The 25,307-nt window shown below is 50.4% G+C and carries 24 protein-coding genes; 7 read left to right on the top strand and 17 right to left on the bottom strand.

The annotated features are described in order from the left end of the window. Window position 1 precedes the first annotated feature (1 nt). On the bottom strand, window positions 2-1,318 hold the full coding sequence (shiA, locus tag B8880_RS10605) for a shikimate transporter (protein WP_208610912.1): 1,317 nt from the start codon (window positions 1,316-1,318) through the stop codon (window positions 2-4). A gap of 187 nt (window positions 1,319-1,505) precedes the next feature. After that, window positions 1,506-2,123, bottom strand: a complete 618-nt coding sequence (locus B8880_RS10600; RefSeq protein ID WP_084257578.1) for a MarC family protein — start codon at window positions 2,121-2,123, stop codon at window positions 1,506-1,508. Window positions 2,124-2,192: 69 nt separating this feature from the next. Between B8880_RS10600 and B8880_RS10595 the strand changes: the two genes are divergently transcribed. Continuing rightward, a complete protein-coding gene (locus B8880_RS10595) occupies window positions 2,193-4,103 on the top strand; it encodes an ABC transporter ATP-binding protein (protein WP_084257577.1) in 1,911 nt (636 codons plus the stop codon). 11 nt (window positions 4,104-4,114) lie between these two features. Here the strand turns inward: B8880_RS10595 and B8880_RS10590 are convergent, their stop codons facing one another. The 7 genes from B8880_RS10590 to rsmD form a co-directional block, all read right to left on the bottom strand. After that, window positions 4,115-4,615 carry a GNAT family N-acetyltransferase gene (locus B8880_RS10590; RefSeq protein WP_084257576.1) on the bottom strand — a complete coding sequence of 167 codons (501 nt, stop codon included), beginning with the start codon at window positions 4,613-4,615 and terminating at the stop codon, window positions 4,115-4,117. 126 nt (window positions 4,616-4,741) lie between these two features. Next, window positions 4,742-5,191 (bottom strand): recombination regulator RecX, encoded by a 450-nt coding sequence (recX, locus tag B8880_RS10585; protein ID WP_084257575.1) that lies wholly within the window; start codon window positions 5,189-5,191, stop codon window positions 4,742-4,744. Between the two features lie 291 nt (window positions 5,192-5,482). After that, window positions 5,483-6,742 carry an anaerobic glycerol-3-phosphate dehydrogenase subunit GlpC gene (glpC, locus tag B8880_RS10580; RefSeq protein WP_084257574.1) on the bottom strand — a complete coding sequence of 420 codons (1,260 nt, stop codon included), beginning with the start codon at window positions 6,740-6,742 and terminating at the stop codon, window positions 5,483-5,485. Continuing rightward, entirely contained in the window at window positions 6,739-8,019 is a 1,281-nt protein-coding gene (gene glpB, locus B8880_RS10575; protein WP_084257573.1) for a glycerol-3-phosphate dehydrogenase subunit GlpB, read from the bottom strand. Before glpB ends, glpC begins: the two co-directional genes overlap by 4 nt. Next, window positions 8,009-9,676, bottom strand: a complete 1,668-nt coding sequence (gene glpA / locus B8880_RS10570; protein ID WP_084257572.1) for an anaerobic glycerol-3-phosphate dehydrogenase subunit A — start codon at window positions 9,674-9,676, stop codon at window positions 8,009-8,011. The genes glpB and glpA overlap by 11 nt, the downstream gene beginning before the upstream one ends. 136 nt (window positions 9,677-9,812) lie before the next feature. Continuing rightward, the gene (locus B8880_RS10565) at window positions 9,813-10,784 is read right to left on the bottom strand and encodes an MDR family oxidoreductase (protein ID WP_084257571.1); all 972 of its coding nucleotides are present in this window, start codon (window positions 10,782-10,784) and stop codon (window positions 9,813-9,815) included. Between the two features lie 60 nt (window positions 10,785-10,844). After that, on the bottom strand, window positions 10,845-11,444 hold the full coding sequence (gene rsmD / locus B8880_RS10560) for a 16S rRNA (guanine(966)-N(2))-methyltransferase RsmD (RefSeq protein ID WP_084257570.1): 600 nt from the start codon (window positions 11,442-11,444) through the stop codon (window positions 10,845-10,847). 140 nt (window positions 11,445-11,584) lie between these two features. Here rsmD and B8880_RS10555 point away from each other — a divergent pair, with 140 nt between their 5' ends. The 6 genes from B8880_RS10555 (at window position 11,585) to B8880_RS10530 (ending at window position 18,693) form a co-directional block, all read left to right on the top strand. Beyond that, window positions 11,585-12,976 (top strand): chloride channel protein, encoded by a 1,392-nt coding sequence (locus B8880_RS10555; RefSeq protein WP_084257569.1) that lies wholly within the window; start codon window positions 11,585-11,587, stop codon window positions 12,974-12,976. A 62-nt stretch (window positions 12,977-13,038) separates the two neighbouring features. Continuing rightward, complete coding sequence (gene dusA, locus B8880_RS10550; protein WP_084257568.1) at window positions 13,039-14,019, top strand: tRNA dihydrouridine(20/20a) synthase DusA; 981 nt, start codon at window positions 13,039-13,041, stop codon at window positions 14,017-14,019. A 141-nt stretch (window positions 14,020-14,160) separates the two neighbouring features. Then, window positions 14,161-16,155 carry a transketolase gene (tkt, locus tag B8880_RS10545; RefSeq protein ID WP_084257567.1) on the top strand — a complete coding sequence of 665 codons (1,995 nt, stop codon included), beginning with the start codon at window positions 14,161-14,163 and terminating at the stop codon, window positions 16,153-16,155. Between the two features lie 186 nt (window positions 16,156-16,341). Then, window positions 16,342-16,896: a superoxide dismutase family protein gene (gene sodC / locus B8880_RS10540; protein WP_084257566.1), complete on the top strand. Its 555-nt coding sequence runs from the start codon at window positions 16,342-16,344 to the stop codon at window positions 16,894-16,896. A gap of 265 nt (window positions 16,897-17,161) precedes the next feature. Further along, window positions 17,162-18,088: a protein-methionine-sulfoxide reductase catalytic subunit MsrP gene (msrP, locus tag B8880_RS10535; RefSeq protein ID WP_084257565.1), complete on the top strand. Its 927-nt coding sequence runs from the start codon at window positions 17,162-17,164 to the stop codon at window positions 18,086-18,088. After that, window positions 18,088-18,693 (top strand): protein-methionine-sulfoxide reductase heme-binding subunit MsrQ, encoded by a 606-nt coding sequence (locus B8880_RS10530; RefSeq protein ID WP_084257564.1) that lies wholly within the window; start codon window positions 18,088-18,090, stop codon window positions 18,691-18,693. The genes msrP and B8880_RS10530 overlap by 1 nt, the downstream gene beginning before the upstream one ends. Window positions 18,694-18,739: 46 nt before the next feature. On the opposite strand, the gene B8880_RS10525 is transcribed toward B8880_RS10530, so the two are convergent. From B8880_RS10525 to atpB, 8 genes are all read right to left on the bottom strand, one after another. After that, window positions 18,740-19,168: a F0F1 ATP synthase subunit epsilon gene (locus B8880_RS10525; protein WP_084257563.1), complete on the bottom strand. Its 429-nt coding sequence runs from the start codon at window positions 19,166-19,168 to the stop codon at window positions 18,740-18,742. A 47-nt stretch (window positions 19,169-19,215) separates the two neighbouring features. After that, the gene (gene atpD, locus B8880_RS10520) at window positions 19,216-20,589 is read right to left on the bottom strand and encodes a F0F1 ATP synthase subunit beta (protein WP_084257562.1); all 1,374 of its coding nucleotides are present in this window, start codon (window positions 20,587-20,589) and stop codon (window positions 19,216-19,218) included. Between the two features lie 22 nt (window positions 20,590-20,611). Beyond that, entirely contained in the window at window positions 20,612-21,478 is an 867-nt protein-coding gene (atpG, locus tag B8880_RS10515) for a F0F1 ATP synthase subunit gamma (RefSeq protein ID WP_084257561.1), read from the bottom strand. A gap of 24 nt (window positions 21,479-21,502) precedes the next feature. Then, entirely contained in the window at window positions 21,503-23,044 is a 1,542-nt protein-coding gene (atpA, locus tag B8880_RS10510; protein WP_084257560.1) for a F0F1 ATP synthase subunit alpha, read from the bottom strand. 12 nt (window positions 23,045-23,056) lie between these two features. Continuing rightward, window positions 23,057-23,590, bottom strand: a complete 534-nt coding sequence (gene atpH / locus B8880_RS10505; RefSeq protein ID WP_084257559.1) for a F0F1 ATP synthase subunit delta — start codon at window positions 23,588-23,590, stop codon at window positions 23,057-23,059. A 14-nt stretch (window positions 23,591-23,604) separates the two neighbouring features. Beyond that, entirely contained in the window at window positions 23,605-24,075 is a 471-nt protein-coding gene (gene atpF, locus B8880_RS10500; protein WP_084257558.1) for a F0F1 ATP synthase subunit B, read from the bottom strand. A gap of 60 nt (window positions 24,076-24,135) precedes the next feature. Then, window positions 24,136-24,390 (bottom strand): F0F1 ATP synthase subunit C, encoded by a 255-nt coding sequence (gene atpE, locus B8880_RS10495; protein ID WP_084257557.1) that lies wholly within the window; start codon window positions 24,388-24,390, stop codon window positions 24,136-24,138. A gap of 92 nt (window positions 24,391-24,482) precedes the next feature. Beyond that, on the bottom strand, window positions 24,483-25,283 hold the full coding sequence (atpB, locus tag B8880_RS10490) for a F0F1 ATP synthase subunit A (RefSeq protein ID WP_084257556.1): 801 nt from the start codon (window positions 25,281-25,283) through the stop codon (window positions 24,483-24,485). Window positions 25,284-25,307 lie beyond the last annotated feature (24 nt).

The following is a 25,307-nucleotide window of genomic DNA, read 5'->3' as shown; positions in this document are numbered from 1 at the left end:
ATTACTTACGTTGCATAGTTGCCGCCGCCAGTGCGGTTAATAAACAACCCACCATCAAATAAACCGCCACCGGATACCAAGCGCCGTCATACCAAGCCACTAACGCCGCCGCAATAAACGGAGTAAATCCGCCGCCGACAATACTGGCAACCTGATAGCCGACGCCGGCGCCGCTGTAGCGGTAAGCCGTGCCGAAAAATTCGGTAAACAGCGGTTGGTGCACGCTCACCACCATATCATGGGCAATATTGGCAAGCAGAATCGCAAACAGGTAAATCAAAAACAGATTACCCTGTTCCATCGCTAAAAAGAACGGCACCGCACTCAACGCGCCGATAATACCGCCGCCGACGCACATACGACGGTAGCCGTAATGATCGGCAATTTTGGCAAAGAGCGGTATGCTGACACAGCTGACTGCGCCGACCAATAAACCGATATTCAGAAAGACACTGCTCGACATGCCCAAATGCACGGTCGAGTAGTTCAATGCGAAATTGGTGACCAGATACATGGTCAACAACTCGGCGAAACGCAGGGCGATAATGTATAAAAAGGCTTTCGGGTGGCGAGTGACCGCCTCGATAATCGGCATCCGCCGAACCTGTTGTTTGGCGTTGACCACCGTTTGTTCAAACTCGGTCGATTCCTGCTGATTGCGCCGAATCCACAACGCCACCAGCAGCAACACCACGCTGGCGACGAACGGAATCCGCCATGCCCATTGATGAAAAGCCTCATTGCCGAAAAAGTAAATGATCAGCGATACGCTGCCGGTCGCCAGCATTAAGCCGACGCCGTAACCGACTTGCACCCCGCTGCTGTAAAACGCTTTCTTGCCCGGCGGAGCGCTTTCGACCGCCATCAACGCCGCGCCGCCCCATTCGCCGCCGACGGCAAAGCCTTGAATCGCCCGCAAGACGACCAACAGCACCGGCGCCGCCCAGCCGATAGCCTCAAAATTAGGCAGCAAGCCGATCAGCACCGTCGAACCGCCCATTAAAAATACCGTCAACACCAACATTTTTTTGCGCCCGATCCGATCACCGAAATGCCCGAACACCACGCCACCCAACGGACGGAATAAAAAGCCGATGCCAAAGGTGGCAAACGCCGCCAGCGTACCCATCGCCGGACTGATATTGGGAAAAAACTGATGATTAAACACCAATGCGGCAACAATTCCGTACAGCAAAAAATCGTACCAATCGACCACTGCCCCCATAAAACTGCTCAGGGCGGCACGATGCGCCCGTTTGTTACTGTAAAGCGGCACTTCGGCTACCGCACTTTTCACCTCTTTCGATATTTGGGACACTGAAACCTCGACTCACCCGACCGTAAAAATAATACCCAATTATGTCATTATTTTTTTACATAAATTAAAAATAGGATTTGAGATTACCTGAAGTGGGCAACAAGGTCAACAGACCTCATCTGAAGCAAAAAAAAGACCAACATAATGTTGGTCTTAGCATCATCTTATCGGTAGGTTTCCGTATCGCTTATTTCACATACATAAAGAAATCGCGCACGCCGAGTAAAATATTGTTGATTGCCACCGCAGCCAGAATCAAGCCCATCACCCGACTGATAATCGCTGCGCCGGTGGTGCCGATAATCCGCTGGATTCGGTTGGCGGCGATAAACAGCAGATAAGTAATCAGCAAAATAATCAACATAATCAATGTAGTCAGCATTTGCTCACCGACATTGAAACGGTGGTTGTCGGTCAGCAATACAATCGCCATCATCGCCCCGGGCGAAGCAATCGACGGCACGGCTAACGGATAAACCGCAATTTCATTCAAGTTGGACGGCATGCGCATCTCTTCGCTCGGCTTGCCCTCACCGAAAATCATGGTCAAGGCAAACAGCAGCAACACCAAGCCGCCGGCGGTTTGGAACGCCGTCAACGGAATTTGCATCGCTTCTAACAATAGTTGACCCGCGATCAGGAAAAACACCAAAATACCGGCGGAGATTAAAGTTGCGTTACGCGCAATCCGATGACGCGCTTCCAGCGGCAATCCGATTGTTTTAGCAAGATAAACCGGCACGGAACCGATAGGATCGATTACAGCCCACAGTACCACAAATTGTACAATCAAAGAGTCAAACATTATTCATCCTGAATACTTAAGAGTTATGTTATCATTGTGCAATAATCTATTAACAAAATAAAACAAAAAATGATTTTTTTTACTGACCTCACCCTCAAGCGCGGCTTAACCACGCTACTCGAACACGCCAATGCCACCATTAATCCCGGACAAAAAGTCGGCTTGGTCGGCAAAAACGGTTGCGGCAAATCCTCTTTACTTTCTTTACTTAAAGGCGAAATGAGCAGCGAGGGCGGCGAGGTTAAATTTCCGTCAAATTGGTCGCTGGCTTGGGTCAACCAAGAAACACCGGCATTGGAGATCAGCGCCTTGGATTATGTGATTCAAGGCGATCGCGAATATATCCAACTAACCACCGAATTAACGCAGGCAAATGCCAACAACGACGGCAATCAAATCGCGTTGCTGCACGCCAAGCTGGATACCATCGATGCTTGGACTATCCAATCGCGCGCCGCTACATTATTGCACGGCTTAGGCTTTGAGAACGAGCAGCTGCAAAGTGCGGTCAAATCCTTTTCCGGCGGCTGGCGCATGCGTCTCAATTTGGCACAGGCGTTGATCTGCCGCTCCGATTTATTGCTGTTGGACGAACCGACCAACCACTTGGATTTGGATGCGGTGATCTGGCTGGAACGCTGGTTAAGCCGCTATCCGGGCACATTGATTCTGATTTCCCACGACCGCGATTTTCTTGATCCAGTGGTGAGTAAAATTTTACATATCGAACAGCAGCAGCTGAACGAATACAGCGGCGATTACTCCTCGTTTGAAGTGCAGCGCGCCACCAAACTGGCGCAGCAAAACGCCCTCTATCGCCAGCAACAGCAAAAAGTCGAACATCTGCAAAGCTATATCGACCGTTTCCGTGCCAAAGCCAGCAAAGCGAAACAAGCACAAAGCCGAATCCGCGCCTTGGAGCGCATGGAACTGATTGCGCCGGCGTATGTGGATAATCCGTTTAAATTCGAGTTCAGAGCACCGCTGTCGTTGCCGAACCCGATTTTAAGTATGGAAAAGGTCAGCGCCGGTTACGCCGACAAAACCGTGTTGCAATCGGTCAAACTCAATCTTGTGCCCGGCTCGCGTATCGGTTTGTTGGGGCGCAACGGTGCCGGCAAGTCAACGCTGATCAAACTCTTGGCGGGCGAATTAGCCCCGCAAAACGGCGTGGTGCAACTGGCGAAAGGCGTGCAGCTCGGCTACTTTGCGCAACACCAGTTGGATACCCTGCGTGCCGATGAAACCGCACTTTGGCATTTGGCACGTCTTGCACCGCAGCAAACCGAACAGCAGCTGCGCGATTACTTGGGCGGCTTCGCGTTTCACGGCGATAAAGTCAAACAAGCGGTCAGCAGCTTCTCCGGCGGCGAAAAAGCCCGTTTGGTGGTGTCGTTGATCGTGTGGCAGCGCCCGAATTTATTGTTATTGGACGAACCGACCAACCACTTGGATCTGGATATGCGCCAAGCCTTGACCGAAGCCTTGGTCGATTATCAAGGCTCGCTGGTGGTGGTGTCGCACGATCGCCATTTGCTGCGTAACACCGTGAATGATTTTTATCTGGTGCACGATCAGAAAGTGGACGATTTCAACGGCGATCTGGAGGATTATCAAAAATGGCTGAACGACAGCGCCAATCAAACCGCTGACAAAGCGGAGGAGAGCGGTGGAAAAACAGAAAATACCCCGAACCGTAAAGAACAAAAGCGGCTGGAGGCCGAACGGCGCCAACAAAGCGCACCGCTGCGCAAAAAAATTCAGCAGTTGGAGAAACAACTTGATCAGCATTCAAACGACTTAAACCAAATAGAACAACAGCTTGCCGACAGCGCGCTTTATCAGGACGAAAACAAAGCGCGCTTGAGCGAACTGTTAAGCCGGCAAGTCGAATTGAAAAAAGCGTTGGAGCTGGTCGAATTCGACTGGCTAGGCGCACAACAAGAACTGGAAGATCTGCTCGGCAGCAACGGGAATTGACAACATGCCGCTCAATTCCCGTCAGTAGCTCCGATCTGCCGTACCAGCACCGAACGGGCGCCGCGCACATTAATGATCACCCGACCGGCAGCCTGAAAGCCGCAACGCAGGTAAAGCTGATAGGCGCGCTGGTTCAATGGATTGACCGCCAACACAATTTCATTGTATTTGGGGGATAAATTATAGATAAAGGAGTCGATCAAATTGGGCGCAAGGGCGGCAGTGGCAAAACCGTTGCCCTGATAGTGCGGATTAATCGAAAAAGAGCGCAGCAAAATTGCTTGCTGATTATTGGTATATTCGAACTTCTCCATGCCGCGATCCAATACAAAAAAACCGATTGCCACCCCATTTTCCAAAATGGTCACTCCGGTCATATTATTGCTCAGCAATAGCGTTTGACCTTCAAACCATTGCCATGGTTGGCGAACAAAGCGGGCTTGTTCGGCGTCCAGCTGGTAGCTTGTCAAAGCTTCGAAATGCAAAAAGTTATATTTTTCAATACTGATCATAGTTAATCCATTAAGCTATAACAAATATTCTAACTACATGATAAATGAGGGAATTAAGGATAGGTGTATTTAGCCACAAAGTGCGGTTTGCCGCAATCAAAAGATTAAAAAACAGCCAGATATTTTCTAATCCGATTCGATTTTTAAAAGGTGGGCAAAATGATCCGAATGAAATCCGTGACTTAACATAAACCACCAAGCCTTCTGTTTTAACGCCGGCGTCCACTCCGCCGCCGAATATGTGGCATATTTTTTAGCGAACACACTTTCGGCAAGCGCAAACCAATCAATCTCACAAACCTGAAACTGCTCGCTAATCACCGCACTTGCCACCCCTTTTTGCTGCAACTCCTGTTTGATTCTTGCCGGCCCGTAACCTTTACGGCTGCGCGACAGCAGATAATTTTCACAAAAGCGCACATCGCTTTGCCAGCCCTTTTGTCGGCAATGCTCAAGCACCGCCTCGATATCCGCCGGCTCGAATCCTTTCGCCGCCATTTTTTGCCGGATTTCCGCCGCGCTGTAATCGCGCCGCGCCAGTAAATTGAGGAGATAAGAGAGGGCGATTTTATTCATGTTTAGCCAAGCCGTCGGTGGTTGTTAATCGTTGTTATGGTTAAAGGTTACAGCGCCGCTTATTAAAGCACATTTTTGCCGAAAACACGATCTTGACGAAAACGGCGTAAAAGTGCGGTCGCACCGCCACATTCCGATGATTAACGGTATTTGATAAGGCGGCGCAAATGAGACGGAGTAGCTGGAGCGGCATATGGGGCGGTATAGATCAGAGCGCAAGGGCGGATTGTCTCTCCGCCCGAACCGCACTTTGTATTTGTTAATAAAGCGCTTATACCGCACTTTGCGATTTTATTTATCCAACGCCATCGCCAACAACGTGATCGGGTGCAGGCACTGTCTGCTGGTGGACATCTCAATTTGCCATTTGCAGGTTTCGCAATCGGAAACAATATAATCGAAACCGCCTTGTTCGATTTGTTGGAACAAGCCGTTGCCGATCGCTTGTGCGGTGTCGTAGTTTTCCGCTTTGAAGCCGTAAGTGCCGGCGATGCCGCAACATTGCGAATTGAGCATAACGATTTCCAACTGCGGAATTTTGCGCAACACTTCAATGGTGTACGGTACCCAACCGCTCTTTTCCATATGGCAGGCGGTGTGGTAGCCGATTCGCAGCGGCAGCGGTTTCAACGGTAGGGTTTTGCCTTGTTCCAATAGTGTATACAGATAACGGGTGACCAGTTGGATATGCGAGCGCACTTTGCGGTTATCCAAGCCTAAAATATGCTGATATTCGTCGCGCAGGGTCAAAGTGCAGGTTGACGACGTGCCGACAATATCCAGCCGGCGCTCGCCCACCGCTTTTTCCAACTGCTGAATATTGAATTCGCCCTGTTTTTTCGCCCGTTCAGGGAAACCGTTGACCATCAACGGCACGCCGCAGCATTTCTCTTTTTCCAACAACACCACGCCGATATTCATCGCATTGAACACCGCGATCAGCTCTTTGCCTAAGGTCGGGTTGTTGTAATTGACATAACAGCCGTGGTAATAACCGACTTGTTCGGCAAATTGCCGTTGCTGCGCCGCCACTTTGCCGTACCACTGGCGGAACGTGCCGAAGGAATATTTCGGCAGGCTGCGCTGCTTGGCGACTTTGAGGGTTTTATCCAGTAAAAAACGGGTGGCTTTCAAGCCGGTCACCGCATTGACCAGCGGCGCAAACGGCGTGGAAAGCGAGCCCATAATATCGGTGTTGCTTAACACGGCGTCACGCAGTTTTTGAATCGCCGGTTTATCCTGTTTTTTGCTGTAACGGTTGCGTGCACGCACGATAATATCGCCGATTTTGACATCGGACGGACACGCCACTTCGCAGCGTTTGCAGTTGGTGCAGTATTTCAGCGCCTCGTCGTAAAACTCCGCACTTTTCAGGCGCAAGCGCTCGCCGTCCGGCCCCGATTGTTTCGGCCCCGGATAAAACGGATTATTGCGCGAAACCGGACAAACGGCGGTGCAGGCGGTACATTTAATGCAGCTTTCAAAGCTGTTGTCCTGATGGATTTGCGCTTGCGTGCGCTCCGCCTGTTGAATTAATTGTTGTAAATTCATTGCGTTTCCCCCTGCAAAATCTGCTCCGCCGCCGCAAGTGCGGTCACGACCGCCACCCCCGAACCGCAGCCCTGATGAATCGCATCATAACCGCCGACCACCGCACCGATCGCATACAGATTTTCCACAACCTGCTGCTGTTTTATCGCTTGGCAACGGGCGTTGATTTTAGCACCGAACTGTTGGTACGGCTGGCTGGCAGCAAAACGGTGGTGTGTCCATTGACTGCGTTGTTCCTGTTTAAACAGATCCAAACCGAAAATCGGTTCGATGATCTGATCAAAGCTCGCCACCAAACCGTTACTGAAAAAACTGCCGCTCGCCAACACATAATGCTCGGCACTCAACGCCACCTCTTCATTCAAACGGGTGTAAAGTGCGGTCACTTGCGTTGCCGTCATTTCGGCGCGCAGCACGCTGTCGCCTTTCATCATAATGCCGCCCGCCTGCTCGAAAGCTTTTTGCAACAAACGGTGCTGACGAATGCCCAGCAACGACGGCGGCAGGGTCGGCAGTTCAAACAATTTAATGCCGCAAGCCTGCTGCAACTGCTGTAAAAAATCATCGTTATCCAAACCGAAACATGCCGGCAGAAACGCAATTTTCGCCCCTGCCGCCACTTTTTTCAGTTCGGCAACCAATTGCTGAAAATTCAGTTTGTGCTCCAGCGCCTGTGAAATATTGATACTGCGAAATTCGCGTGCGTCGTTACGCAGGTGATCCAGCTCCGGAATATGCAGATAGGCAAAATGCAGCTGCCACTGTTGAAAGTGCGGTAACCGCTGCATATTGTCGCATAACAACTGTGGCTGAAAATCGTTAAACCCCTCAATCCCCAACACCGCCACTTTTTGCGGCGACAACATTTTTTCATCGCAATCAAAAGTCGGCACGCTGGCAGGCGACAGCCAAGTCGGGCGCAACGATCCCAACGGCGTTAAACGCAGATGATTATTTGTGCCGCCGTGTTTTAAATTCAACGACAACTGCTGCGCAAGCCGTTCAAATTGCACCGCCTGTTGCAACACGCAATCCACGCCGAGCAGGCTGTAAGGGTGTTGCGGCTGCGCTTGGACAAACTGTGCCAATCCCTGTGGCAAATCGCACACCTGCCCGCCATTCGGCAGGCAATTAAGCAGATCCAACGAACCGGACGAAAAATCCAGCGCACTTTGCCCATTACTGATAATCGCGCAGCGCCGGCCGTTTTGTTGCAGACGGATTCCGCAGGTCAGCCCCGCCAAACCGCCGCCGATAATTAAGGTATCAAACTTCATTGCTGTCGGTTCCTTGTAATTGTTGCTGTGTCGGCGGCGGCACGTCGTTCAGACCCAATAAGCCGTAATACACCCACGAGGTGAATTCCGCTTCGCGCAAAGCATCGCCCCACGCAATCGGCTCGATTCCGCGCCAACGCTCCTCCATAAACGACGCCAGTTGCGCGGTGGACTGCTGCGGATTGGCAACCTTGAACCGCGCCATCAAGCCGGCGGCACGGCAAGCGCACAATTCGCCTTGGCAAGTACCCATGCCGACTCGGGTGCGGCGGCGCAAATCCACCAGATTATTGACTTTCAATTCGTCCACCGCATAACGCACTTCACCGGCGGTCACCGCTTCGCATTCGCACACCAGACTGCGATCGAGCCTCTCTTTTTCCAATAACGCCGTCGCGCGCGAGCCGTGCCGGTAAACCGCCGATACTCTCAACGGCGTCGGCAGCGAAAAGATTTTTTGGTGGGTTTCGACCGCACTTTCGTTTGAACCGGGCAACGGAATCTCGGCAGTACGGCAATTTGCGCTTTTGTTCAATTTTTTACACGCCAGATCGGTCGCCCATTCCGCCATTAAGCGGTAGGTGATCAGTTTGCCGCCGGTGATGGTGATAAAACCGTCCAAACCGTCACGCTCGGCGTGATCCAGCAGCACAATGCCGCGACTGACATTGCGCCCCGACGGATCGTCATCGGTCGCCACCAACGGACGCACACCGGCATAGGCGCGCAGCACGCGGGTGTGGCGCAGGCTCGGCGCCAGTTTTTCGCCCTCGCGGATTAAAATATCCACCTCCTCCGGCGTGACGACCATATTGTCGATTTGATCATAAGGAATACGGCTGGAGGTGGTGCCGATCACGCTGATCGTGTCGCCGGGCACCAAAATATCGGCGTCCGCCGGTTTGCGGCAACGGTTGATCACCATGTTGTTCAGACGGTGTCCCATCACCAGCAACGCCCCTTTCGCCGGAAACATTTTGATTTTCAGATCCGCATATTCGGCAATGCCCTGTCCCCAGATACCGGCGGCGTTGATCACCACCGGCGCAAAAAATTCGCGCTCGATTTTATGTTTGTAATCAAAGGCTTTCACCCCAATCACCCGACTGCCTTCACGGATTAACTGCCGCACTTCGCAATAGCTGAACACTTGTGCGCCGCGCTCTTTGGCATCGAGCATATTGGCTGAAGTCAAACGGAAAGGATCGATGCTGCCGTCCGGCACGACAATCGCGCCGATCAAATCGGGATTGACCGACGGCTCCAGACGGCGAGCCAGCGCCGGCTCGATTTGCAGGGCGTCAATACCGGCGGCGGCGCAGGCTTGCAAAAACGGTTGTTGAAACGCCAAATCGTCTTCCGGCAGGCTGATAAACAGCCCTTTGCAGTCATCAATGCAGTGTTTGGCGATTCGTTTTAGAATATTATTTTCGTCGATACACTCTTTGGCAGATTCCGGATCGTTGACCGCATAACGGCCGCCGCTGTGCAGCAGCCCGTGGTTACGTCCGGTCGCACCGGTGGCGATGTCGCGCCGCTCCAACAGCACCGCACTTAAGCCGCGCAGGCTACAGTCACGGGCAATGCCCGCACCGGTCGCCCCGCCGCCGATAATAATCACATCGCTATGTGAACGGCCGGAAGAAGTTGCGCCCATAAAAATCCCCACTCTCAACACTAAAAATTCGAATACGAAACTTGTTAATCAGGATTTTACGCTAACCAGCCTTTTTTTACCACACAATGTTCGAAAACAAACATTAAAAGTAAGGGCTTGATCACAGTTTAAGAGTTTAATCGGCGATTTTCACCACCGTTCTGCCGCAAATTTGCCCTTGCAAAAAGCCGCGACTGTAGTCCACCACATCGGATAAACGGATTTCCTGCGCTACCAAACGATAAAATTCGTCATCGAGCAATTGGCTCAACTGCTGCCAGACCTGCGCTCTCTTTTCGATCGGATAGAACACCGAATCAATGCCTTGCAAACGGATATGGCGCAAAATAAACGGCATTACCGTGGTATTCAGCTGCGGACTTTGTGCCAATCCGCAAATCGCCGCCGTTGCGCCATATTGCAATCTGCTCAATAAATTCGCCAAAATCGTGCCGCCGACGGTATCAATCAAACCGGCAAACTGCTGTTTTTCCAACGGTTTTGCCGCTTGGTCGAACTGTTGCCGACTGCAAAGCCGATCGGCGCCCAAAGCGCGCAATTGGTCATGTTCCGTATGTTTGGAAGAGACTGCAACGGTTTGATAGCCCAATTTTTTTAACAGATAAAGTGCGGTCGACCCCACGCCGCCGCTGGCACCGGTCACCACCACTTCGCCGTGCTGCGGTTGAACGCCCGCCTCCGACAACGCATTAACGCACAACATCGCGGTGAAGCCGGCAGTACCGATAATCATCGCCTGCCGCGCGCTCAAGCCGGACGGCAACGGCAACAAATGCTGCGGTTCGACCAGCGCATATTCCGCCAAGCCGCCGTCACGGCTCTCGCCATAGCCGAAACCGGTCAGCAGCACCTTTTGCCCGACGCTAAAATCGGCGCTCGGACTGCTGACCACTTCGCCGCAAAAATCGATACCAACCACCAGTGGAAAGCGGCGGATCAACTTGCCGTGAAGCGCCAAACCATCTTTGTAGTTCAAACCGGAGTAGTGGACTTTGACCTTGACCAACTCCGGCGAATCCGGCAAGTCGATTTCCTGAATGGCGGCGGCAACCTTGCCGTCGGTTTGGGTTAATAGTAATGCACGCATATTATTCCTCCGCTTTGTGTTCATCATGCCAGGGCTTCCTGACAATTCGTTTATGAGGCCCTAGTGTTTTTGATACAGCCGAAAACAGACCTCGCCGCCGATTTTTTCTTTTAACAACTGCCAATCCGGCGGCGTTTGGATTTCGCCCAGCTGTTTTTCGCTTTCGATATAAATCAACGCATTATCCGCCAACCAATGATTATGCCGCAGCAATTCAAGCGTCGGTGCAATCAACTGCCGCTGAAACGGCGGATCGACAAACACGATATCAAACGGCGCTTGTCCGTTGCCGTTTGCCAGCAATTGCAGCGTGTTGCCCTGTTGCACCGTGCCGCGCTCGCAAGCCAGCTGTTGCAGGTTGTGCTGCAACTGTTTGACCGCACTTTTATCCAATTCGAAAAACTGTACCGCACTTGCTTGGCGCGATAATGCCTCAAAACCCAAACTGCCGCTGCCGGCAAAACAGTCCAAACAGCGCGCACCGACGATATACGGCATCAGCCAGTTGAACAGCGTTTCTTTAATCCGATCGGTGGTCGGGCGCAAGCCTTGGTTGTCCAGCACCGGCAATTTACGCCCGCGCCAACTGCCGGCGATAATCCGCACTTCGCCTCTCTTTTGAGTGGCGGAACGGCGGGAAAGGTGATGAGGTTTTTTCATACTATCTATCTTTAACAAGGATCATTGCGCCTTAGTTTATGTTATTTTTTAACAAAAGGGGATTGCTGCGGCAAAAGAGATGCGAGAAACCGCACTTTTCCGCTATAATTTGCCCACGTTATCTTTTTACGCTGCCGTTCATGTTGGATATTCACGCTGTTGCACGCAAAGTGCGGTTTTATTTACGCCACAAAAGCCATCAAACTTCGCGCCTGTCGCGCAAAAGTCTGGAATTCGCCTGTCTGTTAATCGGTGCGGCGTGGGTTGCGCTATTTTCCCTCGGCTTTGCGCTGTTGGCGGATTTAGGGCTGGAGTGGAACGCCCATTGGACGGCAAAACACCCCTATTTGGCTTGGCTAATCTTACCGTTCGGTCTGACCGCACTTTCGTGGTTTACCGCCAAATACACGCCCTACGTTGCCGGCAGCGGCATTCCGCAAGTGATCGCCAGTATCGCCTTGCCGCACGGCAGTAATAAAACCCGTCTGGTGGCGTTCGGGCAAACGCTGTGGAAAATTCCGCTGACCTTTTTCGCCATGCTGCTCGGCGCCTCGGTCGGACGCGAAGGGCCGTCGGTGCAAGTCGGTGCGGCGGTGATGTTGGCGTGGGGCAATTTTTGCCGTAAACACAATTTGGCCTTCAAAGGGTTAAGCAGCAACGAGCTGATGGCAACCGGCGCCGCCGGCGGTTTGGCGGCGGCTTTTAATGCGCCGCTGGCAGGCGTGATTTTCGCCATTGAGGAGCTGGGGCGCGGCGTTTTATTGCGTTGGGAACGGCGCGTGCTGCTGGGCGTGCTGGCGGCAGGCTTTATTCTGGTTGCGATCATGGGCAATAATCCTTACTTTCCGCACTATTCCGGTGCGACCAGCGTGCCTTATATGTACCTGTGGGTGTTGTGCTGCGCGGCGGTGTGCGGCGTTTTCGGCGGTTTGTTTGCCCGTTTGCTCGGCAAGGGGCTGGCGGCCTATTCTCCGGCAAAATGGCGCGGCTGGATTCGCCGCCATCCGCTGGGGATCGCCTTTTTACTCGGCTTGGGTTTAGCCGCATTGGGCAGCTATTCCAACGGCAACACTTACGGCACCGGCTACCAAGTAGTCACCGAACTATTAAACGACACCCCGCTGCCAAACGAAGGCTTGGGCATTGCCAAATTATTTGCCACCGTCGCGACTTACTGGGCGGGCATTGCCGGTGGGATTTTTACGCCGGCGCTGACCACCGGTGCGGCATTGGGCGCACAAATTTGGGAAATCACCGACGGTGTGGTCGATCAGCGTTTGCTGGTGCTGCTGTCAATGGCGGCATTTTTGGCGGCGGCAACCCAATCGCCGGTCACCGCCAGCGTGGTGGTGATGGAAATGACCGGCAGCCAACCGGTTCTGTTCTGGCTGTTGGTTTGCAGCCTGCTTGCCTCGCTGGTTTCGCGCCAATTCTGCCCGAAACCGTTTTATCATTTTGCCGCCGGCCGTTTCCGCCAGCGGATTCAGCAAGATCACGACAGCACCCAAGCAAAAACAACGGCAACTCCTTAATTTTAAACAATAATTCAAAATATAAACAAACAGCAACAGACCCTATGAGCATAACAGCAAATATGACACAAAACAGTTACTACCGCGGACGTTTTTCGGTTGCACCGATGTTGGATTGGACCACCCGCCACTGCCGCTATTTTCACCGTCAGTTCAGCCAACACGCGTTGCTGTACAGCGAGATGATCACCACCGGCGCGATTATTCACGCTAAATATGATCACCTGACTTACGATCAAGGCGAACAGCCGGTAGCGCTACAACTGGGTGGCAGCGATCCTGAGCAATTGAAAATCTGTGCGCAAAAAGCGCAACAATACGGCTATAGCGAGATTAATCTGAACGTCGGTTGTCCGTCCGATCGGGTGCAAAACGGTTTTTTCGGCGCCTGTTTAATGGCGAAAGCGGATTTGGTCGCCGAATGCGTGGCGAAAATGCAAAGTGCGGTCACGATTCCGGTGACGGTGAAAACGCGGATTGGCATTGATGATCTCGACAGCTATCAATTTCTGTGTGAGTTTGTGCAAAAAGTGCAGGCTGCCGGTTGTAGTGAGCTGATCGTGCACGCACGCAAAGCCTGGCTGTCAGGGCTAAGCCCGAAAGAGAACCGTGAAATTCCGCCATTGGACTATGAACGGGTTTATCAGCTGAAGCGCGATTTTCCGCAGTTAAAAATCGCGATTAACGGCGGCATTAAGACCCTTGATCAGATGTTACACCATTTGCAGTTTGTCGACGGCGTCATGGTCGGGCGCGAGGCTTATCAGAATCCCAGTTTGCTCGGGCATATCGATCAGGCGCTGTTTGATACGCAAAGTGCGGTGGTCAGCCCGCGCCAAGCGGTAGAGCGCATGTTGCCGTATATCGAAAAAGAACTCGGCGCAGGCACGCATTTAAACCATATCACACGGCATATGGTCGGTGCATTTCAAGGCTGCAAAGGGGCGAAACAGTGGCGGCGTTATTTAAGCGAAAATGCGCACAAAACAGGAGCAGGAATCGAAGTGGTCGAAACCGCACTTTCATTGGTAGAAGAAGTGTGAAGTTGATCACAAAAAGTTTTTGAAATTTAAGTCATTGAGATTATCTATCCACATTTATTCTCAGATTGGTGTAAACTCAGTAAACTATTTTTTGGTAAATTTTTGGCAAATAATTATTTCTATTTTGAACAGGAGAACTACATGGCTTCACGCAGAGAATTGGCAAATGCGATCCGTTTTTTAAGTATGGACGCGGTGCAAAAAGCAAAATCCGGCCACCCGGGCGCACCGATGGGCATGGCGGACATCGCCGAAGTGTTATGGCGCGATTTTTTAGTGCATAACCCAACGAATCCGAGCTGGGCAAACCGCGATCGCTTCGTGCTGTCCAACGGACACGGCTCAATGTTGATTTACAGCCTGCTGCATTTGAGCGGCTACGATTTGTCAATCGATGAGCTGAAACAGTTCCGTCAACTGCATTCCAAAACCCCCGGACACCCTGAATACGGCTACGCACCGGGCGTGGAAACCACCACCGGCCCGTTGGGACAAGGTATCACCAATGCGGTCGGCATGGCGATTGCAGAAAAAACCTTGGCAGGGCAATTTAACCGTGACGGTCACGACATCATCGATCACCACACCTATGTTTTCTTGGGCGACGGCTGTTTGATGGAAGGGATTTCGCACGAAGCCTGCTCTTTGGCGGGTACGCTAGGCTTGGGAAAATTGATCGCCTTCTACGACGACAACAATATCTCGATTGACGGTCATGTTGACGGCTGGTTCACCGACGATACGCAAAAACGCTTTGAAGCCTACGGCTGGCAAGTGATTCCGGCAATTGACGGTCACGATGCCGAGCAGGTGAAAAGTGCGGTTGAACAGGCGAAAGCGGAAACTGGCAAGCCGACCTTGATTATCTGCAAAACCATTATCGGTTACGGTTCACCAAACAAATCCAACTCGCACGACAGCCACGGCGCACCGTTGGGCGACGAAGAGATCGCTTTAACCCGCAAAGCCTTAAACTGGGCGCACGCGGCATTTGAAATTCCGGCAGAGATTTATGCCGAATGGGACGCGAAAGCCAAAGGTCAGGCCGCCGAAAAAGCCTGGGACGAAAAATTTGCCGCTTACCAAGCCGCTTACCCTGAATTGGCCGCAGAATTCAAACGCCGTGTGAACGGAGATTTGCCAGCAAATTGGGCGGCGGAATCACAAAAATTCATCGAAAAACTGCAAGCCAATCCGGCTTCTATCGCCAGCCGCAAAGCCTCGCAAAACGCAATCGAAGCCTATGCGCCGTTACTTCCTGAATTCTTGGGCGGTTCCGCCGACTTGGCAAGCTCGAATTTAACCTTATGGTCAGGCTCAAAACCAATCCGCGCTAATATCGTTGACGGCAACTACATCAACTACGGTGTGCGCGAATTCGGCATGTCGGCGATAATGAACGGGATCGCACTGCACGGCGGTTTCATTCCTTACGGCGCCACTTTCCTGATGTTTATGGAATATGCGCACAACGCTATCCGCATGGCGGCATTGATGAAACAACGCGTGCTGTTTGTTTACACCCACGACTCTATCGGCTTAGGCGAAGACGGGCCGACTCACCAACCGGTGGAACAGACTGCGGCATTGCGTTTGATCCCGAACCTGCAAACCTGGCGTCCTTGCGACCAAGTGGAATCGGCGATTGCGTGGAAAGCCGCCGTCGAACGCAAAGACGGCCCAAGTGCGATGATCTTCACCCGTCAAAACTTAACGCAAATGGAACGCAGCCCAGAGCAGTTAGCCAATGTTGCACGCGGTGCGTATGTATTGAAAGATTGCGACGGTACGCCGGAATTAATCTTAATCGCTACCGGGTCGGAAGTGGAACTGGCGGTGAAAGCCGCCGAGCAATTAAGTGCCGAAGGCCGCAAAGTGCGGGTGGTTTCGATGCCGTCCACCAATGTGTTTGATGCACAAGATGCCGCTTACCGTGAAGCGGTATTACCAAGTGCGGTCAGCAAACGTGTGGCGATCGAAGCCGGTATCAGTGATTTCTGGTATAAATACGTCGGTTTCAACGGCCGTGTGGTCGGCATGAACAGCTTCGGCGAATCCGCGCCGGCAGATCAACTATTCAAACTGTTCGGCTTCACCGTTGAAAACGTGGTGGCAAAAGCGAAAGAAATTCTGTAATTTCCGTTTTAGCTGCATAATCCAATCCCGTTGTTTATTTTAAACAGCGGGATTTTTCTATTTTGTGAGCAAGATCACTTAGCTTAATCCGCGTTTTGCTTTATTGTGTAACAGTCCGTTTAATTTCTAAACGGTGCTTTGGCGTATATTATTTTGCACGCTAAGATTGCCATTACAGGAGAGATTATGAAAAAAACACTATTGATCACCGCACTTTCGCTTTCTGCTTTTGCCTTACCGATAACGGCGGCGGCACACAACCACCAGCATGACGACGGTCTGACCATTCAGGTGCAGCTGCTCGATCCGGCAAACGGCAATAAAGATATCGGAAAAATCATCGTCAGCGAATCCGCCTACGGACTGGTATTCACTCCTGAGTTGCACGGTCTGAGCGCCGGTCTGCACGGTTTCCACATTCACCAAAACCCGAGCTGCGAACCTCAAGAGAAAGACGGCAAATTGGTTGCCGGCTTGGCGGCAGGCGGACATTGGGATCCGAAAAACACCAATAAACACGGCTTTCCTTGGCAAGATGATGCCCACTTAGGCGATTTGCCGGCATTAACCGTCAATGCTGACGGCACGGCAAGCAATCCGGTATTGGCGCCGCGTTTAAAATCGCTGGAAGAGATCGAAGGGCGTTCAATTATGATTCATGCCGGCGGCGACAACCATTCCGATCACCCCGCGCCGCTGGGCGGTGGCGGAGCGAGAATGGCATGCGGCGTGATCAAATAAATATAAACCGCACTTTTCTGTTTTAATACAATAAGTTAACAGGAGCGATAATAAAATCGTTCCTGTTATATTTCTCTCCAAACCCAATCAAACGAGCGCAATACTTTCGCCGATTGATTAAATAGACCGAAAATCGGTTTTTTTTACACTAAATACCTTCAATTTACTGCATTTTTTAACATACTCTTGTCTAAGTACAACAACATTCCTCACAATATATTTGTCTCTGCACTCATAAAAATACTGGAACATAAAAGGACAGCCAATGAAAAAATTAATAGAAAACGATGTCACCGACGAACGCATTTTTCACCAACGGCGTAAAATCCTGACTGCACTTGGGGTAGCCGGCAGCAGTTTGCTGCTACCTGATTTTGCCCGGGCACAAAAGTTACTGGAAACCGACCCTGCGTTGACCTTAACACCGGAAGATAAAGTGATCGGTTACAACAATTTTTATGAATTCGGTGTCAGCAAAGATCAGCCGCAACGTTATGCCGCCGAATTTAAAACCAATCCGTGGACCTTAACCGTTGACGGCGAGGTGAATAATCCGCTGACGCTGGACTGGGACGATCTGCATAACCGCTTTGCCCTGCAAGAACGGATTTACCGTTTTCGTTGTGTCGAGGCTTGGTCGATGGTGATTCCGTGGCGCGGATTTGAGCTGAACCAACTGATTAAACTGGCGGATCCGACCGCCAATGCCAAATATGTGCGTTTTGAAACGCTGTACGATCCGCAGCAGATGCCAGGACAGCACGATCGCTATTTTGGCGGCGGTATCGATTATCCTTATGTCGAAGGCTTGACCATGCAAGAGGCGATGCACCCGTTAACGTTAATGGCGGTCGGACTGTACGGCAAAGATCTCTTGCCGCAAAACGGCGCACCGGTGCGTTTGACCGTGCCGTGGAAATACGGTTTCAAAAGCATTAAATCGGTGGTTAAAATCACCCTGACCGAACAACAACCGCTAAATACCTGGCAAAAATTAGCCGCGCACGAATACGGCTTTTATGCCAATGTGAACCCTGAGGTGGATCATCCGCGTTGGTCGCAAGCCAGTGAACGGGTAATCGGCAGCGGCGGATTGTTTTCGGTAAAACGGCAACCGACTTTACTGTTTAACGGCTATGCCGATGAGGTCGCCGCACTGTATCAAGGCTTGGATTTAAGGACGCATTTTTGATGTTTACCGCCGTGCGCCTTGCCATTCACGGCGCTTGCTTGCTGCCGCTGCTGTGGTTAGCTTATATTTTGCATTATCAGGATATCGGTTTGGTGTTCGGCGCCGATCCGATCAAAGAATTGATTCACTTTTTCGGCTTGACCGCGCTTTATATTTTCAGCGCGCTATTCAGCCTGCGAATTCTCAACCGCTTATTCGGCAAAGGGCGGTTATTGGCACTGCATAAAACATTGGGCTTATGGGGCTTGTTTTGGCTGGTTCTACATATTGCCGCTTATTTGGCACTGGAATTGGCATTTGATCTAACGCTGTTTTTAAGTGAAATCCTACAACGTCCTTATCTGCTCGTCGGCACTTTGGCATTTTTGCTGTTTTTATCGGTTGCGATCAGCTCAATTCCGTTCCTGCACCGCAAATTGGCAAAAAACTGGTTTTTGTTACACCAGTTCAGCAATTTGGCGATAGTATTCGCCGTTATCCACTACTACTGGTCAACCAAAGGCAACGCCTTACAACCGCTGTTTTTTATCGCCTTGGCGGTGATAATTCTCATCTGGAAGTTTTTTAGCAAAGCGCTCATCGCCTATAAACATAAAATCCGCTGACTTAAATAAGACAGCGGATTTAAATGACGATTATCGATCAGTCGAATTAACGTTTGGTCTTGGTCAGCTTTTCAGTCAATTCGTAAGCCTGCAATTTTGCCAACTCGCGCGACAGTTTCGATGACAACAAGGAATAATCCACATCGCCGTGTTTGGAGTGGGTATTTTCCTCGGCGCGGCGTTTGGCGGCAAGAATGCGATCTTTATCCAATTCGTCACCGCGAATCGCCGTATCGGCCAATACCGTCACCAGTTGCGGTTGTACTTCCAGAAAACCGCCGGACACATAAATCACTTCCTGTCCGTTTTCCTGTTTGATTTGCAACACGCCAGGTTTGATTTCGGTCAATAACGGGGTATGTCCCGGTAAAATACCCAGATCTCCTTCAACACCGGAAACCTGAATACTGTTGACTTCACCATGGAAAATCTGTTTCTCCGCACTAACCACCGTCAGCTCAAATGAAGATGCCATGTTATTCTCCTTCAGTTCTGTTATTGCTCACATACCCGAGGGAGTGATTACATTTTCTCGGCTTTTGCCAAGACTTCGTCGATAGAGCCGACCATATAGAACGCTTGTTCCGGAATATGATCGTATTCACCGTCCAAAATCCCTTTAAAGCCGGCAATCGTATCCTTCAGCGACACATATTTCCCTGGCGAACCGGTAAAGACTTCCGCCACGAAGAACGGCTGCGACAAGAAACGCTCGATTTTACGCGCACGGGCAACAACCAGTTTATCGTCTTCCGATAACTCGTCCATACCCAAAATCGCAATAATGTCTTTCAACTCTTTATAGCGTTGCAACGTCGATTGCACACCACGCGCCACTTCATAGTGGTCTTTGCCGACCACCAACGGATCCAACTGGCGAGAGGTCGAATCCAACGGATCCACCGCCGGATAAATCCCCAACGAGGCAATCTGACGGCTTAATACCACAGTGGCGTCCAAGTGGGCAAAGGTGGTTGCCGGTGACGGGTCGGTCAAGTCATCCGCCGGCACATAAACCGCCTGGATAGAGGTGATCGAACCGGTTTTGGTTGAGGTGATACGCTCTTGCAACACGCCCATCTCTTCTGCCAAGGTCGGCTGATAACCTACCGCTGACGGCATCCGACCTAAAAGTGCGGATACTTCCGTTCCCGCCAAAGTATAACGGTAGATATTGTCCACGAAGAACAATACGTCACGCCCTTCGTCACGGAATTTCTCGGCCATGGTCAAACCGGTCAACGCCACGCGCAAACGGTTGCCCGGCGGCTCGTTCATTTGACCGTAAACCAGCGATACTTTGTCCAATACGTTGGAATCCTGCATTTCATGGTAGAAGTCGTTCCCTTCACGAGTACGCTCGCCCACCCCGGCAAACACCGAATAACCGGAGTGTTCGATTGCGATATTACGAATTAATTCCATCATGTTTACGGTTTTACCCACGCCGGCACCACCGAACAGACCGACTTTCCCCCCTTTGGCAAACGGGCATACCAAGTCGATAACCTTGATACCGGTCTCCAATAATTCGGTGCTGTTGGCTTGATCTTCATAACTTGGCGCTTCACGGTGGATAGACCAATTTTCTTCCGCCCCAATTGGCCCCAATTCATCAATCGGGTCACCCAATACGTTCATGATACGGCCAAGCGTTTTCACGCCCACCGGCACTGAAATCGGGCTGTTGGTGTTGGTGACGCTCAAATGACGTTTTAAACCGTCCGATGAACCCATTGCGATACAGCGTACAATTCCGCCGCCCAATTGTTGTTGAACTTCCAGGGTTAATCCGGTTTCAACTTTCAGCGCATCATAGACTTTTGGCACTGCATCTTGTGGAAATTCAACGTCAATGACGGCACCGATGATTTGTACAATTTTTCCTGTTGCCATTACCGATCCTCTACTCTTTTCGTTAAATTGCGGCCGCACCGGCAACAATTTCATTTAATTCATTTGTAATACTGGCCTGACGAGCTTTGTTGTAAACCAATTGCAAGTCGTTAATCAAGTTACCGGCATTATCCGTTGCCGACTTCATTGCCACCATTCGCGCCGCCTGTTCTGAGGCCAGATTCTCAACCACCGCTTGATAAACCTGCGCTTCCAGATAGCGGGTCAGCAGTTTATCCAGCAAATATTTGGAACTTGGTTCATACAAATAGTCCCAGCTGTTTTCGGTGGTCAGTTCATCTTCTTCCAACTCCGGTAACGGAATCAGCTGCTGCACCACCGGTTTTTGCGACATGGTATTGACAAACTTGTTGTAAACAACATAGATCGCGTCATATTCACCGCTGCTATAGCTGTCGAACATCGCGTTGGCGATACCGATAATTTGCTCTACCGACGGCGTATCGCCCATGCCGGAAGTCTGACCGCGAATTGCCAATCCCAACGAATGGAAAAAACTGATCGCTTTTGACCCCAACAAAGCCACTTCTACGCTAACTTGCTTGTCTTTCCACTGTTTAAACTCGTTAAGTGCGGTTTTAAACAAATTCACGTTTAAGCCGCCGCACAAACCGCGATCCGTGGAAATCACCAAAAAACCGACTTTTTTGATTTCACGTTCGACCAAAAAAGGGTGGCGATACTCAATATTACCTTTGGAAACATGGCTAATTACGTTGCGTATTGCTGTAGAATACGGACGTGAAGAAGACATGCGTTCCTGCGTTTTACGCATTTTTGAGGCTGCGACCATTTCCATTGCCTTGGTGATTTTTTGCGTACTTTTCACACTGGCAATTTTGGTTCTGATCTCTTTCGCACCTGCCATTTCATCTCTCCGTTAGGTCAATACTTACCATGCACCTTTGGCTTTAAAGTTATCCAGGATAGCTTTCAGTTTATCCTTGATCTCATCGTTATAATCGCCGGTTTTGGACAGTTCTTTCAAGAATTCCGCTTCGTTGTTGTTGGCAAAATCAAACAAGCTGCTTTCAAACGAACCAATGCGATCCAACTCGACATCATCGAGATAACCAAACTCCACTGCAAACAATACCAAGGCTTGTTGGCCGACGCTTAACGGGGAGTATTGGGTCTGTTTCAGCAATTCCGTTACCTTTTGACCGTGTGACAACTGTTTACGGGTCGCATCATCCAAATCGGAGGCAAACTGGGCAAAGGCCGCCAATTCACGGTATTGCGCAAGTGCAGTACGGATACCGCCGGCCAGTTTTTTCACCACTTTGGTTTGTGCCGCACCGCCGACGCGCGATACTGAAATCCCCGGATTCACCGCTGGACGGATACCGGAGTTAAACAGATCGGATTCCAAGAAAATCTGACCATCGGTAATCGAAATTACGTTGGTCGGTACAAACGCCGATACGTCACCAGCTTGGGTTTCGATGATCGGAAGTGCGGTTAAAGAACCGGTTTTTCCTTTCACGCGCCCGTTGGTAAATTTCTCAACATATTCCGCACTGACACGAGCCGCACGTTCCAATAAGCGCGAGTGCAGATAGAAAACATCGCCAGGGAACGCTTCACGGCCCGGCGGACGACGTAACAACAAGGAAATTTGACGATAAGCGACCGCTTGCTTAGACAAATCGTCATACACGATCAAGGCATCTTCGCCGTTATCACGGAAAAATTCGCCCATCGCACAACCGGCATACGGTGCCAAATATTGCAACGCCGCGGATTCGGCGGCAGATGCCACCACCACGATCGTATTTGCCAGTGCGCCATGCTCTTCCAGTTTACGCACTACGTTGGCAATGGTAGAGGCTTTTTGCCCGACCGCCACATAGATACATTTGATATCGGAATCGCGCTGATTGATGATGGCATCAATCGCAAGTGCGGTTTTACCGGTTTGACGGTCGCCGATAATCAATTCGCGCTGACCACGACCGATCGGCACCATGGAGTCAACCGCTTTATAACCGGTTTGTACCGGCTGATCGACCGATTTACGATCGATTACGCCCGGCGCAATCACTTCGATCGGCGAATAGGCATCGGCAACGATTTCACCTTTGCCGTCAATAGGTTGTCCCAGCGTATTCACTACACGGCCAAGCAGATTTCGACCGACCGGCACTTCCAAAATACGGCCGGTACATTGCACTTCCATGCCTTCCGCCAAATCGGAATAAGGCCCCATTACCACGGCACCGACAGAGTCTCTTTCCAAGTTTAACGCGATAGCAAAACGGTTTCCCGGCAGGGCAATCATTTCCCCTTGCATCGCATCGCTCAAACCGTTAATCCGGATAATTCCGTCGCTTACGGAAACGATAGTACCGGTATTACGCGCTTCGCTGGTCACGTCAAAATCGGCAATCCGTTTCTTAATCAGTTCACTAATTTCTGTAGAATTCAGTTGCATCTTCCATTCCTCTTACAATTGCAACTCATTGGCCAAACGGGTTAATTGACCACGGCTGCTGCCGTCGATAACCAAGTCATCCGCACGAATAATCGCGCCGCCAATCAAGCTCTTGTCAATGCTGCAATTTAATTTCACTTTGCGGGCAAGTCTCTTTTCCATTGCCTGGAGAATATTTTGTTGTTGTGTCTGCGTTAATGGTTCGGCGGAAATCACTTCAACCTCAGCCAGCGATTTATAATCATCGACCAACTGTCCGAACAGTTGAAGCACTTCAGGCAGCGCGATTAACCGCTTGTTTTCTGCCATTAAACGGATAAGGTTTTGCCCGTACTGATCCAGCTGATCACCGCAAATCTGAATAAATGCAGCGGCGGTTTTTTGCGGGGAAAAGGACTCTTTCAGAAATGTTTTAATCTGATCATTTTCCGCCACGGCAGCACTGAAACCCAGCATTTGCTGCCATTGCTCCAACCGGTTCTGTTCCACCGCAAAATCAAATGCGGCTTTAGCATAGGGGCGTGCGACTGTGATGTATTCTGACATTAGCCCCACCTTCCTTATAGTTCTGCAACAAGTTTATCAATGATGTCGCTATTCGCCGCTTCATCAATTGAACGACCCACAATTTTCTCGGCGCCGGCCAGTGCCAAAGAAGCCACTTTGACGCGTAATTCTTCTTGCGCACGTTTGCGTTCGGCTTCCACTTCGGCATAACCTTGCTCGATAATTTTAGCCTTGACCGATTCGGCTTCAGACCGCACTTCGTCTAAAATTTCATTGCGGCGCTTATTGGCTGAATCAACGATTTCCTGCGCTTGTTTCTTCGCCGCATTCAGTTCTTGTTCAACTAAAACTTTGGTATCGGCTTGCTCTTGTTTTGCCGCTTCGGCCGAAGCCAACGCGTTGGCAATACCCGATTGGCGCTCTTCTATTGCCTTGATAATCGGTGGCCAGACAAATTTCATGCAGAACCAGACGAACAGCAGGAATGCAATCGATTGTCCAATCAGTGTTGCGTTAATATTCACAACGTCCTCCTCAATAATGCTTACCGGTGATACAGCCGCTTACGGCTGTAACGGGAAAAATTAGCCCAATAACGCAGTGAACGGATTGACGAAGATGAAGTATAGCGCAATACCAACCGCAATCATTGAAATCGCATCAAGTAAACCTGCAACGATAAACATTTTGGTTAATAAAGAGTTTGCCAATTCCGGTTGACGGGCAGCAGACTCCATATATTTACCGCCTAATAAAGCAAAGCCGATAGCCGTACCCAAAGCCGCAATTGAAATCATAATTGCAGAAGCGATAATTGTTGCGGTAATAACAGTTTCCATGATTTTCTCCATGTTTTAAGTTAAGGTTTTAGCAAAATTGCCAGGTTAAAATAAATTTTTTATCAATTAAAAACGTATGTTTAGTCAAAGACTTAATGTTCCGCTTTATTATAAGCGATACTGATGTACACGATAGTCAGCATCATAAAAATAAAGGCTTGCAAAATAACGATCAAAATATGGAAGATAGCCCAAGCCAGATGCAAACCGACGCCCAAGCCGCCGACCAGATAATTGGCGGAGTAGGTCAGTGCAATCAGGATAAAAATCAATTCTCCGGCATATAAGTTACCGAACAGACGCAAGCCTAAAGAAACCGGCTTGGCTAATAAAGTTACGGTTTCCAGCAAAAAGTTGACCGGAATAAAAATCGGATGGGTGAACGGATGCATGGTGTACTCTTTCACCAACCCGCCGAAGCCTTTGGATTTTACGGTATAAATAATAATCAGGAAAAAGACCGCTATCGACATTCCGAACGTGATGTTCATATCGGCAGTCGGCACGGCACGCAGATATTCAAAACCCAATGCGTGCGCGACTTGCGGTAGATAATCGACCGGTACCAAGTCGATGGTGTTCATTAACAACACCCAGACAAATACAGTTAAACCCAACGGCCCGATAAAGTTGCGGCTGCCTTGGAAATTATCCCTGACAACGCCGTCAACCCATTCGACCAACATTTCAACCGCACATTGCAGTTTTCCCGGCACCCCGCTGGTCGCCTTTTTCGCCACTTTTCTAAAAATGAAAAGAAACAGAAAACCACAAAGAACAGAAAAGAAAATCGAGTCAAGATTGATTGACCAAAAACCGTCGCCATGGGTGAGAAACGAAAGGTGGTGTTGGATATATTCAATAGAAGTTTGAGATGAACCTTCGGCAGCCATACAGTTTCCTACTTCGCAAGTGTG

Source organism: Pasteurella testudinis DSM 23072, from assembly GCF_900176075.1.
GTDB classification, from domain to species: Bacteria; Pseudomonadota; Gammaproteobacteria; order Enterobacterales; family Pasteurellaceae; genus Chelonobacter; species Chelonobacter testudinis.
The sequence above is the reverse complement of the archived record's forward strand: the minus strand, read 5'-3'. Positions and strand labels throughout refer to the sequence as shown.

Excerpts from the sequence above, each read along its gene's own strand:
- B8880_RS10555 (WP_084257569.1), top strand. The coding sequence starts at position 11,585 with ATGTTGGATATTCACGCTGTTGCACGCAAAGTGCGGTTTTATTTACGC.
- glpB (WP_084257573.1), bottom strand. The coding sequence starts at position 8,019 with ATGAAGTTTGATACCTTAATTATCGGCGGCGGTTTGGCGGGGCTGACC.
- rsmD (WP_084257570.1), bottom strand. The coding sequence starts at position 11,444 with ATGAAAAAACCTCATCACCTTTCCCGCCGTTCCGCCACTCAAAAGAGA.
- atpH (WP_084257559.1), bottom strand. The coding sequence starts at position 23,590 with ATGTCAGAATACATCACAGTCGCACGCCCCTATGCTAAAGCCGCATTT.
- sodC (WP_084257566.1), top strand. The coding sequence starts at position 16,342 with ATGAAAAAAACACTATTGATCACCGCACTTTCGCTTTCTGCTTTTGCC.
- B8880_RS10600 (WP_084257578.1), bottom strand. The coding sequence starts at position 2,123 with ATGTTTGACTCTTTGATTGTACAATTTGTGGTACTGTGGGCTGTAATC.
- B8880_RS10595 (WP_084257577.1), top strand. The coding sequence starts at position 2,193 with ATGATTTTTTTTACTGACCTCACCCTCAAGCGCGGCTTAACCACGCTA.
- dusA (WP_084257568.1), top strand. The coding sequence starts at position 13,039 with ATGACACAAAACAGTTACTACCGCGGACGTTTTTCGGTTGCACCGATG.
- glpA (WP_084257572.1), bottom strand. The coding sequence starts at position 9,676 with ATGGGCGCAACTTCTTCCGGCCGTTCACATAGCGATGTGATTATTATC.
- recX (WP_084257575.1), bottom strand. The coding sequence starts at position 5,191 with ATGAATAAAATCGCCCTCTCTTATCTCCTCAATTTACTGGCGCGGCGC.
- atpB (WP_084257556.1), bottom strand. The coding sequence starts at position 25,283 with ATGGCTGCCGAAGGTTCATCTCAAACTTCTATTGAATATATCCAACAC.
- B8880_RS10530 (WP_084257564.1), top strand. The coding sequence starts at position 18,088 with ATGTTTACCGCCGTGCGCCTTGCCATTCACGGCGCTTGCTTGCTGCCG.
- atpG (WP_084257561.1), bottom strand. The coding sequence starts at position 21,478 with ATGGCAGGTGCGAAAGAGATCAGAACCAAAATTGCCAGTGTGAAAAGT.
- msrP (WP_084257565.1), top strand. The coding sequence starts at position 17,162 with ATGAAAAAATTAATAGAAAACGATGTCACCGACGAACGCATTTTTCAC.
- glpC (WP_084257574.1), bottom strand. The coding sequence starts at position 6,742 with ATGAATTTACAACAATTAATTCAACAGGCGGAGCGCACGCAAGCGCAA.
- atpE (WP_084257557.1), bottom strand. The coding sequence starts at position 24,390 with ATGGAAACTGTTATTACCGCAACAATTATCGCTTCTGCAATTATGATT.
- atpA (WP_084257560.1), bottom strand. The coding sequence starts at position 23,044 with ATGCAACTGAATTCTACAGAAATTAGTGAACTGATTAAGAAACGGATT.
- B8880_RS10525 (WP_084257563.1), bottom strand. The coding sequence starts at position 19,168 with ATGGCATCTTCATTTGAGCTGACGGTGGTTAGTGCGGAGAAACAGATT.
- tkt (WP_084257567.1), top strand. The coding sequence starts at position 14,161 with ATGGCTTCACGCAGAGAATTGGCAAATGCGATCCGTTTTTTAAGTATG.
- B8880_RS10565 (WP_084257571.1), bottom strand. The coding sequence starts at position 10,784 with ATGCGTGCATTACTATTAACCCAAACCGACGGCAAGGTTGCCGCCGCC.
- B8880_RS10590 (WP_084257576.1), bottom strand. The coding sequence starts at position 4,615 with ATGATCAGTATTGAAAAATATAACTTTTTGCATTTCGAAGCTTTGACA.
- atpD (WP_084257562.1), bottom strand. The coding sequence starts at position 20,589 with ATGGCAACAGGAAAAATTGTACAAATCATCGGTGCCGTCATTGACGTT.